At 65.7% G+C, this 12,855-nt stretch carries 10 protein-coding genes and 1 pseudogene; 6 read left to right on the forward strand and 5 right to left on the reverse strand.

The features are described from left to right. The 4 genes from mnmG to DU475_RS20230 all read left to right on the forward strand — a co-directional run. Positions 1 to 1,428: tRNA uridine-5-carboxymethylaminomethyl(34) synthesis enzyme MnmG (mnmG, locus tag DU475_RS20215; protein ID WP_164633136.1), on the forward strand; the 1,428-nt coding region annotated here is incomplete at its 5' end. A 147-nt stretch (positions 1,429 to 1,575) separates the two neighbouring features. Beyond that, a complete protein-coding gene (gene rsmG, locus DU475_RS20220) occupies positions 1,576 to 2,247 on the forward strand; it encodes a 16S rRNA (guanine(527)-N(7))-methyltransferase RsmG (RefSeq protein ID WP_164633137.1) in 672 nt (223 codons plus the stop codon). Positions 2,248 to 2,273: 26 nt separating this feature from the next. Beyond that, complete coding sequence (locus DU475_RS20225; protein WP_164633138.1) at positions 2,274 to 3,128, forward strand: ParA family protein; 855 nt, start codon at positions 2,274 to 2,276, stop codon at positions 3,126 to 3,128. A 171-nt stretch (positions 3,129 to 3,299) separates the two neighbouring features. Then, a complete protein-coding gene (locus DU475_RS20230; protein ID WP_013500176.1) occupies positions 3,300 to 4,190 on the forward strand; it encodes a ParB/RepB/Spo0J family partition protein in 891 nt (296 codons plus the stop codon). Between the two features lie 375 nt (positions 4,191 to 4,565). Here DU475_RS20230 and holA read toward each other — a convergent pair whose 3' ends face one another. The 4 genes and pseudogenes from holA to DU475_RS20250 all read right to left on the reverse strand — a co-directional run bounded on the left by holA (position 4,566) and on the right by DU475_RS20250 (position 10,710). Then, on the reverse strand, positions 4,566 to 5,597 hold the full coding sequence (gene holA, locus DU475_RS20235; protein ID WP_047307981.1) for a DNA polymerase III subunit delta: 1,032 nt from the start codon (positions 5,595 to 5,597) through the stop codon (positions 4,566 to 4,568). Between the two features lie 56 nt (positions 5,598 to 5,653). Further along, a complete protein-coding gene (lptE, locus tag DU475_RS20240) occupies positions 5,654 to 6,217 on the reverse strand; it encodes an LPS assembly lipoprotein LptE (protein WP_013500179.1) in 564 nt (187 codons plus the stop codon). Beyond that, the gene (gene leuS, locus DU475_RS20245) at positions 6,204 to 8,834 is read right to left on the reverse strand and encodes a leucine--tRNA ligase (protein WP_164633139.1); all 2,631 of its coding nucleotides are present in this window, start codon (positions 8,832 to 8,834) and stop codon (positions 6,204 to 6,206) included. Before leuS ends, lptE begins: the two co-directional genes overlap by 14 nt. A gap of 204 nt (positions 8,835 to 9,038) precedes the next feature. Continuing rightward, positions 9,039 to 10,710 (reverse strand): annotated as a pseudogene (locus DU475_RS20250) (diguanylate cyclase domain-containing protein). 168 nt (positions 10,711 to 10,878) lie between these two features. Here DU475_RS20250 and DU475_RS20255 point away from each other — a divergent pair. After that, the gene (locus DU475_RS20255) at positions 10,879 to 11,538 is read left to right on the forward strand and encodes a YggS family pyridoxal phosphate-dependent enzyme (protein WP_164633140.1); all 660 of its coding nucleotides are present in this window, start codon (positions 10,879 to 10,881) and stop codon (positions 11,536 to 11,538) included. Between the two features lie 13 nt (positions 11,539 to 11,551). On the opposite strand, the gene DU475_RS20260 is transcribed toward DU475_RS20255, so the two are convergent. Next, positions 11,552 to 12,121: a L,D-transpeptidase family protein gene (locus DU475_RS20260; protein ID WP_164633141.1), complete on the reverse strand. Its 570-nt coding sequence runs from the start codon at positions 12,119 to 12,121 to the stop codon at positions 11,552 to 11,554. Positions 12,122 to 12,286: 165 nt separating this feature from the next. Here DU475_RS20260 and DU475_RS20265 point away from each other — a divergent pair. Further along, positions 12,287 to 12,855 (forward strand): response regulator transcription factor (locus DU475_RS20265; protein WP_164633142.1); only part of this gene is annotated, 569 nt, incomplete at its 3' end.

Genomic DNA, 12,855 nt, shown 5'->3' on the forward strand with positions numbered 1-12,855 from the left:
TTCTTGCGCGGCCTGATCCACCTCGGCGAGCGAAGCTGGCCGGCCGGCCGGATCGACGAAGCCCCGGCGATGGGACTTTCGGGCTCGTTCGAAGCACTCGGGTTCACCCTCGGTCGGCTCAAGACCGGCACGCCGGCGCGGCTCGACGGACGGACCATCGACTGGGGCGCGGTCGAGATGCAGCCCGGAGACGACCCGCCGGAGCCGTTTTCGGTCCTGACGCCGGCGATCACCACGCCGCAGATCGAATGCGGCATCACTCGGACGACGCCGGCCACGCACGAGGTGATCCGGGCCAATGTGCACCGCTCGCCGATGTACTCGGGCCAGATCCAGTCGACAGGACCGCGCTATTGCCCCTCGATCGAGGACAAGATCGTCAAGTTCGGCGACCGCGACGGCCATCAGATCTTCCTCGAGCCGGAAGGGCTCGATGATCCGACGGTCTATCCCAACGGGATCTCGACCTCGCTCCCTGAAGAGGTGCAGCGCGCCATCCTGAAGACCATCCCGGGGCTGGAACAGACCGAAATGTTCCGTCCCGGATACGCGATCGAATACGACCACGTCGATCCGCGGGAATTGGAACCGACGCTGCAGACCAAGCGGCTGCGCGGGCTGTTCCTGGCCGGGCAGATCAACGGCACCACCGGTTATGAGGAGGCGGCAGCCCAGGGCCTGGTGGCCGGGCTCAACGCGGCATTGGCCGCCGGGGGAGGCGATCAGGCGGTGTTCGATCGCGCCGATGGTTATCTCGGCGTGATGATCGACGATCTGGTGACCCGCGGTATTGCCGAGCCATACCGGATGTTCACCTCCCGGGCCGAATACCGCCTGACCCTTCGGGCCGACAACGCCGACCAGCGCCTCACCGACAAGGGAGTGTCGCTCGGCTGCGTTGGGGCGGAGCGATCGGCGTTCCACCGCGGCAAGATGGCCGCACTTTCCGAAGCGAGGGCGCTCGCCCAGTCGCTGGCGATCACCCCGAACGAAGCCGCCAAGCATGGACTGGCACTGAACCGGGACGGCCAGCGCCGATCGGCGTTCGACCTGTTGTCCTATCCGGAGATCGATTGGGCCCAGGTCCGCGCGATTTGGCCGGAGCTGGGAAAGGTCGATCCCGTGATCGCCACGCATGTCGAGATCGACGCCAAGTACCATGTCTATCTCGAGCGCCAGACCGCGGACGTCGAGGCATTTCGTCGGGACGAAAGTCTCCGGCTGACCGATGTCGACTACGCCGCCGTTCCCGGTCTCCCGAACGAGGCGCGTACCCGCCTCGAACGGCATCGGCCCCACACCGTGGGGCAGGCGGGTCGATTGGACGGCATCACGCCCGCGGCCCTCGGAATTCTCGCCGCCTATCTGCGGCGAGAGGAGCGGAAACGGAAGTCGGCAGGCTGGCGGAGCGGCCGGCGTTTCACGTGAAACAGTCACCTTCGGTTCCGAAAATGTTTCACGTGAAACCGATGCGCTCGATCGCAAAATCCATCGCCGGATTCGATGGCCGGAATCGGTTTGCAAGAATATAATCAATCATGGCCCCAGCCAGGGCCGTCACCGCCATGAAGTTCCATGCAGCGCGCTGCCAAACCTCTCGTTTCTTTCTCTGATCTCGACGCCGACAAAGCGGCGGCGCTGAGGCTCGTCTCGATCTCGCCGGCGCTCGAAGCCCGGCTCGATGCCTACGTCGCGCTGCTGCAGCAATGGCAGGCTAAGACCAATCTGGTCGCGCCCTCGACCTTGCCTCAGCTCTGGACCCGGCACGTCGCGGACTCGCTGCAGCTCGTCGGCCTGGTGCCGAATGCGCGGCGTTGGCTCGATTTCGGATCCGGCGGCGGATTTCCCGGCGTCGTGCTGGCCTGCGCGATGGCGGATGTCGGCGGGCACGTTACGTTAGTTGAGAGGATCGCAAAGAAGGCGGCATTCCTGCGCGAGGCGCTTCGCGTTGCCGGCGCGCCGGGCACAGTGATGCTGGCGGACATCGGGGATAACGTGGATAGATTCCCACAGGCGCTCGATTGCATCACCGCCCGCGCGGTCGCTCCGCTACACCAGCTCATCGGTTTCGCGGAACCTCTGATGACCCCGGGAACAACCAAAGCGTTGTTCCTTAAGGGTCAAGATATAGAAGCGGAATTGACGGAAGCTACTAAATATTGGAAATTCCAGCCTAAGCTGCATGCCAGCGTGACCGGTGGCCAGGGCTGGATCGTCGAGATCGACCACATCGAACGACGCACATAACGCCACCGCGAGCCAAAGAACCTGCCATGACCGTAATTGACGAGATTTATCAAGGTGATAGGGCGAATTCACAGCCCGGGCGTCCGCGCATCATCGCGCTCGCCAACCAGAAGGGTGGGGTCGGCAAGACCACCACCGCGATCAATCTCGGCACGGCGCTGGCCGCGATCGGCGAGCGGGTGCTGATTGTCGATCTCGATCCGCAGGGCAACGCCTCGACCGGGCTCGGCATCGACCGCCGCGATCGCAACACCTCGACTTACGACGTGCTGGCCGGCGAAGCGCCGCTGCGCGACGCGGTGGTCGCGACCGCGGTGCCGCGGCTGCACATTGCCGCTTCGACGATGGATCTGTCCGGCCTCGAGCTCGAGCTCGGTCATCGCGGCGACCGCGCGTACCGACTGCGCGACGCCATCGGCGTGCTCAACAAGGACATCGATCCGCCGCTCGACTACACCTACGTGCTGATCGACTGCCCGCCGTCGCTGAACCTGCTGACTGTGAATGCGATGGCGGCCGCGGATGCGATCCTGGTGCCGCTGCAGTGCGAGTTCTTTGCCCTCGAAGGTCTGTCGCAATTGCTGCAGACCGTCGAGCAGGTCCGCGCCAACCTCAACCCGAACCTGACGATCCACGGCATCGTGCTGACGATGTTCGACAGTCGCAACAATCTGTCGAGCCAAGTCGTCGCCGACGTGCGCCAGTTCATGGGCAAGAAGGTCTACGACACCATGATCCCGCGCAACGTGCGGATCTCGGAAGCGCCGAGCTACGGCAAGCCGGTGCTGGTTTACGATCTGAAATGCGTCGGCAGCGAAGCCTATCTGAAGCTCGCCACCGAAGTGATTCAGCGCGAGCGCGAACTCCGCACCACGCATTGAGGTGCGTGGTCGGCGGCGCCGACCAAGCCTCGTCATTGCGGGCGAAGCAACGCGATCCAAAGCCGGGCAGGGCGCCGGGTTGCTTGCGATGCCGCTTGTCAGTGACGATGCGAACTAACAACTTTCATTTCATCAGTGCGGAGTAGCGACGTGAATCCAAGGGAGCTGGCGATGGCCGATGAGCACCGTTCGCGACTGGGGCGCGGCTTGGCGAGTCTGATCGGCGATGTCGGCGGCGAAGCGACGCAGGCCGAGCGGCCGCGGGCGCAGCGCAAGGTGCCGATCGAATTCATCAAGGCCAACCCGCGTAACCCGCGCCGCACCTTCACCGATGCCGAGCTCGGCGAACTGTCCGACTCGATCAAGCAGCACGGCGTGATCCAGCCGATCGTGGTCCGCCCGGTGAAGGGTGCCGCCGATCGCTACGAGATCATCGCCGGCGAGCGGCGCTGGCGCGCGGCGCAGCGCGCCGGTCTGCACGAGGTGCCGATCGTTCCGGTCGACGTGTCGGACGCGCTCGCGCTCGAAATCGCCATTGTCGAAAACGTTCAGCGCGAAGATCTCAATCCGCTCGAAGAAGCGTTGGGCTATCAGGCGCTGGCGGCCGAGTTCAATCGCAGCCAGGAAGAGATCGCCAAGATCGTCGGCAAGAGCCGCAGCCACGTCGCCAACATGATGCGGCTGATCAAGCTGCCCGACGACGTCAAGTCGCTGATCGCATCGGGCGAACTCACCGCCGGTCACGCCCGGGCGCTGATCGGCCTGCCCGATCCGTCGGCGATTGCCAAACGGATCGTTGCCGAAGGTCTCAATGTCCGGCAGACCGAAGCGCTCGCCCATGAAGAAGGCGTGCCGGAGCGCAAGCCGCAGAAGCCGCGCGCCACGGCCGCCGCCAAGTCGGTGAAGGACGCCGACACGCTAGCGCTCGAGAAACGTCTCAGCGACGCACTCGGCATGAAGGTGACGATCGACGACCACGAAGGCGCTGGCGCCCTCCAGATCCGCTACGCCGACCTCGACCAGCTCGATGATATCATCCGGCGGCTTGAGGCGGGCGGTTAGTTCGCGTTGTTGGTTGACGCCTTAAGCGGCTATCTCTCGTTCGTCATTCCGGGGCGCGCGTAGCGCGAACCTGGAATGACGAACGAAGGGGTGGCCGTGCTGCGAGATCCGGTTGATCTTCGCTTCGCCCAACACCGCCCCACGGATGGTAACAACTTGACTGGAGCAGTTCTGTTTTTCATAGAACCAGAGCTAGTCCGCACCGCCTGCCATACGCACAACCTCATGGTGAGGAGGCGCGCAGCGCCGTCTCGAACCATGCGCCGCAAGCCATGCGGCTCCTCATCCTTCGAGACGCCCGGCTTTGCCGGGCTCCTCAGGACGAGGACGTTAGGACCCAAGGCCAAGCCCTCTTCAATCAATCGATGAAGCGCTCTAACTCCGCCGCCTTGCACTGACCGCGATCGACAGCAGTGTCCGCTGGGCGATCGCAGCGCCGAGTGTAGCCTGGCGGCGGGTTTCGAGGGCGGCGCTGGCGAGCTGCTCGATGATCTGCGCCAGCCGCGTCGCCGAGAGATTGCGCAGCGCTGTCTCGGCTGCGGCCTTGCGGGAGAAGTGCAGCCGCGGGAATCCGGAATCGAGCACCATCGCGGCCGGCGTGCCGCCTTCGACCGCGAGGCTGGTCTTGTGCAGAAACGCCGCGTGGCGCTGCGCCGCGAGGATGATCTGACCCGGATAGGTTCCGGCCACCATCGCCTTGGCGAATTCTGTCTCGACGATGACGGGCTTGCCGGAAAACGCAGCATCGACGATCGCGTCGAGTTTCAGATCGGACGCATCCGACACGCAGGTGATCACGTCGTCGAGCGTGACTTCGCCTTTGCCATGCGCGTACAGCGCCAGCTTGCGCAGTTCGTTGCGCGACGCCTGGCGATCGCCACCGAGCAGGGTGGTCAACACAGCCTTCGCGTCCTTGCCGATCTGCAGGCTCGATCCACGCAGCTCGTCGTCGATCAGCCGGGCGATATCGGCTTCGGCGTCCGGGTAGCAGCCGATCGCGACCGCACCGGTGGTCGCTTTTTCGCACGCCTTGCGCAGCGCGTTGTCCGGTTTGATATCGCCGGCCTCGATCACGACGCGGCATTCCTTCGGCGGCGAGGCGATCAAGGCTTCGACGCCGGCGACGAAGCTGCGCGAGCCGGCACGAACCCGGATCGCACGGCGGCCGCCGAACATCGGAATGGCGAGGGCTTCGTCGACCAGCCGCGACGGCTCGGATGCGAGTTCGTCGCCATCGAGCCGCACCAGCGCAAACGGGTCTTTGGCATCGTCGAGCGAGGCGGCGATCAGCGCATCGGCGCGTTCGCGCACCAGGCCGGCATCCGGTCCGTACAGCAATACGATCGGCCGGCCCGGATCCGGGCGGGCCAAAAACGAAGTCGCGTCTTTGCCGCGGAGAGCAACCATTCCTCAGCGCTCACGCCGAATGTGAAACGACACCGCTCGCCCGGCGCGATCGCGGTTCACATGCCGGCGTAGAAGAACGAGGCCAGCCGGGTGTTGATGTTCTCGGCGATCTCCTGCACGGCGCGGTCTTCCGCATCGCGGCCGGCACGGGTGCGGGCGAAGCGCTGCGACTGGCCGGGCACGTCGTATTCGACGCGCGAGAAGGTGTTGCCGGTCGTCACGATCTTGCCGGTGGCGATGTCCTTGAGCTGGTAGCTGGCGTCGATCGCATAGTTCTCGATCGTCGGCAGTTGCGTGCTGGGATCGACGATCAGCGACGACCGGGAAGTCGTGATCGAGATCTTCAGCGTGTACAGCGGCGGCACGCCGGTGGCGCTGCCGTACAGCTTGAACATCAGCTTGTTGCGCAGTTCGACGCCGAGGCGGGAGTTGCGCGAGCCGTTCGGGATGTCGAGCGGCGGCACCTCGATGGCGGCGAGCTTGTCGCGCAAGGTCGGCGAACCGTCGCCGCGATCGGCGTACATCGGCTGGAAGCAGCCGGCCACCGGGGCGGCGAGCGCCACGGCGAGTGCCAACCTGACGACGAACTTCCTGAGCTCCGCGGGCTTAGCCGACGACATTCACGATCCTCTGCGGAACCACGATCACTTTGCGAACGGGCTTGTCGCCCAGGGCTTGTTTTACCGTATCGAGCGCCAAAACGGCAGCCTCAATTTCGCCGGTCGGGGCGTCGCGCGGCACCGTTACCTCGCCGCGCTTCTTACCGTTGACCTGAACCGGCAGGGTGATGCTGTCCTCGACCAGCAAATCGCGCTCGATCTGCGGCCACAGCGCCTCGGAGACCAGCCCGGTCTGACCGAGCACCGACCAGCATTCCTCGGCGAGATGCGGCATCATCGGGTGGAACAGTTGCACCAGGATCATGGTCGATTCGCGGATCGCCCAGGCGAGATCGGGGTAGGGCGTCTGTGATCGCGCCAGAACGTCGCCGAGGGTATTCGAGAACTCTCGAATGTGCGCCAAGCTGACATTGAAGGCGAGCCGCTCGATGCCGGACAGCACCTTGTCGAGCGCGCCATGCGCGGCCTTGCGCAACGCGAGCGCATCGGCGCCGAAGCTCGCTGGCCGTTCGGCCGGCGCCGCAGCGGCGATCGGGGCGGCATCATTCACCATGCGCCACAGCCGCTGCACGAAGCGCGACGCGCCCTTGACGCCTTCCTCGCTCCAGATCACGTCGCGGTCCGGCGGCGAGTCCGACAGCATGAACCAGCGCGCGGTGTCGGCCCCGTAAGTCCCGATGATGTCGTCGGGATCGACGGTGTTGCGCTTGGACTTCGACATCTTCTCGATCGGGCCGATCTCGACCGGACCGCCGCCCTCGATCAGCGTGGCGCGGCGCTGATCGCCGTCGACGGTGATCGCCACTTCGGCGGGCGAGGCGAAGTGACCATCCGCCTTGCGATAGGTCTCGTGCACCACCATGCCCTGGGTGAACAGGCCGGCGAACGGCTCGTCATGCTGGATGTCGATGTGTCCCGCCGCCTTCATCGCCCGGGTGAAGAACCGGCTGTACAGCAGGTGCAGAATCGCGTGCTCGACGCCGCCGATATACTGATCGACCGGCATCATCCGGTTGACGACGTCCGGCGTTGTCGGCGCTTCGGTGTTCCACGGATCGGTGAAGCGCGCGAAGTACCAGGACGAGTCCACGAAGGTGTCCATGGTGTCGGTCTCGCGCACGGCCTTGCCGCCGCACTGCGGACAGGTGACGTGCTTCCAGGTCGGATGATGGTCGAGCGCATTGCCCGGCTTGTCGAACGACACGTCCTCCGGCAGCACCACCGGCAGATCGGCGGCCGGCACCGGCACCACGTCGCAGGTTGGGCAGTGGATGATCGGGATCGGGCAGCCCCAATAGCGCTGTCGCGAGATGCCCCAGTCGCGCAGGCGGAAATTGACCTTGCGCTCGCCGACCGGAGCGCCGCCGAGCTGCGCCGTCTCCAGCCGCTTGGCGACCTCTTCCTTCGCCTCGGCGATCGTCATGCCGTCGAGGAAACGCGAATTGATCAGGCGGCCGTCGCCGTCATAGGCGGTGTCGGTGATGACGAAGCTCGCCGGGTCCTGGCCTTCGGGGCAGACCACCGGGGTGTTGCCGAGCTGGTACTTGTTGACGAAGTCGAGGTCGCGCTGGTCGTGCGCCGGGCAGCCGAAGATCGCGCCGGTGCCGTATTCCATCAGCACGAAGTTGGCCACATAGACCGGCAGTTGCCAGTTCGGATCGAACGGATGCACGGCGCGGATGCCGGTGTCGATGCCCTGCTTCTCGGCGGTGTCGATTTCGGCCTGCGCCGTGCCGCGCTTCTTGCAGTCGTCGATGAACGCCGCGACCTTCGGGTTTTTCGCCGCGGCCGCCTGCGCCAGCGGGTGGTCGGCCGCGATCGCCATGAACTTGGCGCCGAACAGCGTATCCGGGCGGGTGGTGAAGATCTTCAGCTCGGTCTCGCCGGCCGGCGTGGTCGCGCCATCGAGCGCGAACCGCACCATCAGGCCTTCGGAGCGGCCGATCCAGTTGCGCTGCATCAGCCGCACCTTGTCGGGCCAGCGGTCCAGCGTATCCAGCGCGTCCAGCAGCTCCTGGGCGTATCTGGTGATCTTGAACACCCACTGGTTCATCTCGCGCAGTTCGACCACCGCGCCCGAGCGCCAGCCGCGGCCGTCGATCACCTGCTCGTTGGCCAGCACGGTCATGTCGACCGGATCCCAGTTCAGCTTGCGCTTCTCGCGCTCGACCAGCCCGACTTTGAGGAAGTCGAGAAACATCTTCTGCTGGTGCTTGTAGTAGGACGGGTCGCAGGTCGCGAATTCACGCGCCCAGTCCAGCGACAGACCCATGGTCTGGAGCTGCTTCTTCATCGCCGCGATGTTGTCGTAGGTCCAAGCCTTCGGGGCGACCTTGCGCTCGATCGCGGCGTTCTCGGCCGGCAGACCGAATGCGTCCCACCCCATCGGGTGCAGCACATTGTAGCCGCGCGCCCGCATTGTCCGCGCCACCACGTCGCCCATGGTGTAGTTGCGCACGTGGCCCATGTGGATCCGTCCCGACGGATAGGGGAACATCTCCAGCACGTAATACTTCTTGCGCAGGTCGTCGTTCCGGGTGGCGAAGATCTTGGCCTCGTCCCATTTGGACTGCCACTTCGGCTCGGATTCGCGGGCGTTGTATCGTTCGTTGCTCATGAGATCAGGATTCGAAAGGTCAGAAGACGGCCGGCCGGTTCGAGCGCGGATCGGGGCGAAAAACAGGGCGCGGCCGAGGTCGCCAACCGGTGCGGGGGCTCGGGTCAAATCGCGCGCGAAGCGCGCGGAATAGGCCATGAAACACGGTGTCGGGTCAATGGGATGGCGCAAGTCCGGCGGCCGGCCGAACAGCCCTTCGCCGCGTCAGCTCGCGATCGCGACCGGGCCGTCGGTGACGCGGATGAAGCCGTGCTCGACGACGTTGTTGCGGCCGCGGTGTTTGGCTGTAAAGCGCCGCGTCGGCAGCCTCGATCAGCTCGGCAGGCGATGCCTGTTCGCTCGGCAGCGTACAGGCGACGCCGATGCTGACCGTGACCCGCTCGAACGGGCTGGTCCGATGCGGCAGCGTGAGCTGCTCGACGGTGGTGCGGACCATTTCGCCGACCTGGATGGCGCGGCCAATCCCGGCTTCGGGCAGCAGCAGGCAGAATTCCTCGCCGCCGTAGCGCGCCGCGAAGCCGCCGGTCTCGGCGGCGACCGCCGCCAGGGTCTCGCCGATCCGGCTCAGGCAGGCGTCGCCCTCGGGATGGCCGTAGGAATCGTTGAACAGCTTGAAATGGTCGACGTCGATCATCATCAGCGCCAGGCGTTGGCCGGTCTGCTGGCTCTTCATCCATTCGAAATCGAGCCGGCTCTGGAAACCGCGGCGATTGGCGAGGCCGCTCAGAAGGTCCATCGATGCCATGACGCTGAGACGGCTGTTGCTGGCCACCAGCTCCCGCTCGCGCTGGCCGAGCTGCGCCGCCATCGCGTTGAACGCCCGCGCCAGCGGCACGAATTCGGACGGCAGCCGTTTGCGCGCCACCCGCGCCGACCAATCGCCCTCGGCGAACCTGTTGGCGACCGCCGTCAGCACCGAGATCGGCTGCACGATCAGCCGTTCGGCGGCGAACAGCGCGCCGAGCAGCACGAACAGACAGACCAGCGCAAGCTGCAGATAGGCGGTGCGGATGTCGTAGTTGATGCCCGCCGACACCTTGTTCTCGTCGACGGTGACGACCAGCCTGGCGCTGGTCCCCGGAATCCGGGTGACGGTCAACAACCGTCCGTCCTCGTCGCGGATACTGGCGGTTTCGCGGCCCTGCGACTTCTGAGCCATCGCCGGCAGCAGCGCCAGGCGGTCGAGCTTCTTGCCGACCAGGCCGCGCTCGTCCGGCGGGGTGGCCAGCACGGTGCCTTCGCCGTCGATCAGCGCCGCGCTGACACCCGCCCGACCGGCGAGATTGCTCATCATGTCGGACAGCCAGTCGAGGTTCATGCCGGCGACGATCACCGCGTCTTCGCCGGTGTCGATCGCCGACACCGGGTAGGCGGCCAGGATGGTGCCCTTTTGGGTCTGCCGCCCGACCAGGAAGTCGCTGACGACGAAATCGTGTGTTTCCAATGCCTTGCGGAAATAGGCGCGATCGCTGATGTCGCTTCCCACGAACATCGAGGCGGTCGAGCAACGGACGATGCCGTCCCGATCTGCGACCATCAGCATCCGAATCGACGGCAGGTCGACCCGCAGGCTGGCGCGCAGGATGCTGCAGCTTCGGCCGGCCTGAGCGGCGGCGGCATGCACATAGGCGGCGGATTTGAGCACCGCCTCGACCGAGGAGATCACTTCGCGCTCGGCGTCGGCGGTACGCTGCGCCAGCGTCGACAACTCGCTGGCCATCGCGGCGAGCTGGTCAGTCCGGGTCTGTTCGAGCAGACGCACCCGATCCAGCATCAGCGGACAGACCAGAATCAGCGCCAGCACCACCAGCCGCGCCCGGATGCCCAACATGGCTCTGAGCTTGGCTTTCTTGCGGACGATCGCGATGCGTGACATCGTTGCCCCCTCGGCCCCCCGCAATGATCCTAGGTAGAAGGCTTCAAGAAGCCTTTCCCCGATTCATTACAATTTGAGCGAACCCGGAACCGTGAGCGAACCCGCCCGACATTTCACGTCGTTGACGTCCTCAACACGCCGTTTCTCCCATCTCCGAGCCGTGCCGCGATGAGCGCTGCCGCCAATCTGGCCGCGGTCGAGGCCGAGATCGCGCGCGCCTGCGCGGACGCACGGCGCGACCGGAGCGAGGTGACGCTGATCGCGGTGTCGAAGACCTTCGAGGCGGACGCGATCCGCCCGGTTCTGGCGGCCGGCCAGCGGGTGTTCGGGGAAAATCGCGTCCAGGAAGCCAAGGGAAAATGGCCGGTGCTGGTTGAGGAGTATCCTGGCACCGAGTTGCATCTGATCGGGCCGTTGCAATCCAACAAGGCCAAGGATGCTGTGGCGCTGTTCGATACGATCCATTCGGTGGATCGCGACAGCTTGTGCGAAGCCCTGAGCAAGGCGCTGCCGCAGGCCGGCCGCAAGCTCGACCTGTTCGTGCAGATCAACACCGGCGAGGAGCCGCAAAAGGCCGGCATCGCCCCGCAGGACGCCGACGCCTTTCTGGGCGCCTGCCGGGAGCGCTGGGGGCTGAGCGTCAGCGGGTTGATGTGCATTCCGCCGGTCGATGAGGCGCCGGCGCCGCATTTTGCGCTGTGCGCCAAGATCGCCAGGCGCAACGGGCTGTCGAAACTGTCGATGGGCATGAGTGCCGACTTCGATATCGCGATTCAGTTCGGCGCCACCCATGTGCGGGTGGGGTCGGCGATCTTCGGTCATCGATAGAGCATTGCGGCTGTCAACCGATTGCGATCCTCGTCCGCGGACCGAGCCGCGCCAGCAGCCGCATGAGGTTCGGCCGGGTCATCGCCACGCAGCCGGCGGTCGGACCGAAATTGTCACGGGCCAGATGCAGGAAGACCGCGCTGCCGCGGCCGGCGATGCGCGGCCGGGTGTTGTGGTCGATCTCGATGATCAGGTCGTAGAGGTGATCGTCGCGCATCAGCCGGTCGCCTTCCCCTGCAGTCGATCGCCGGATCGGCCGGTTGTAGTGCCGGCTCGCCGGGTCTTCGCACCAGGCATCACCGGCGGTGATCGCCCGGATCGGCAGAGCGGTGCGCGGCCTGGGTCCGCGATCGGCGCGCCACCACAGCCGCAGCGGGCGAAACATGCCGCGCGGCGTGCCGCCGTCGCCCTCGCGCTTGTTGGCCAGAATGCCGCCGCGGCCGAGTGCGACCGGAATCACCCTCCCGCCAGCGATCAGCCAGCCGCGGCTGCCAGCGCCGGCGGCGCGGCGGACACGGACCAGCGGCACCGCTGCGGGCTGCGTCCATTGCTTCGATGGGGTTGATCTGGCTTGCTTTTTCATGAGTCCCCGGCAACGCTGGTAAGCATCATGGCGGCAAAATTCAGCCGCTGCAGTTAAATTCGGCAGAATCGATCCCTATCTGCTGATCTGCGATACAATCGCGCGTGATTTGCGAGCGCCCCCGGTCGGGAGCGGCGCATCGCCAGACGACGGAAGGACCGCGCCATGCCGAACGCCCGCAAGATCCTGATCGTGGACGACGACAACGATCTGCGCGATGCCCTGGTCGAGCAATTGTCGCTGCACGAGGAGTTCGAGGCGTCCGCGGTCGATACCGGCGCCAAGGGGGTGCAGACCGCCAAGGCGCTGTCGCCGGATCTGGTGCTGATGGACGTCGGGCTGCCCGACACCGACGGCCGCGAAGTGGTGCGGTCGTTGCGCAAGGGCGGCTTCAAGGCGCCGATCATCATGCTGACTGGCCACGATACCGATTCGGACACCATTCTGGGCCTGGAAAGCGGGGCCAACGACTACGTCGCCAAGCCGTTCAGATTTGCGGTTCTGCTGGCGCGGATTCGTGCCCAGCTTCGCCAGCACGAGGCGAGCGAGGACGCGGTGTTCGCGGTCGGGCCCTATTCGTTCCGCCCCGGCTCCAAGATGCTGACAGGCGCCAACGCCAAGAAGGTGCGGCTCACCGAGAAGGAAACCGCGATCCTGCGCTTCTTGTACCGGGCCGGACAGGCGCCGGTGTCGCGCGAGACGCTGCTGCAGGAAGTGTGGGGCTACAATTCCGG

Origin of the sequence: Rhodopseudomonas sp. WA056 (genome assembly GCF_010906995.1) — a bacterium.
Lineage (GTDB): Bacteria > Pseudomonadota > Alphaproteobacteria > Rhizobiales > Xanthobacteraceae > Rhodopseudomonas > Rhodopseudomonas palustris_G.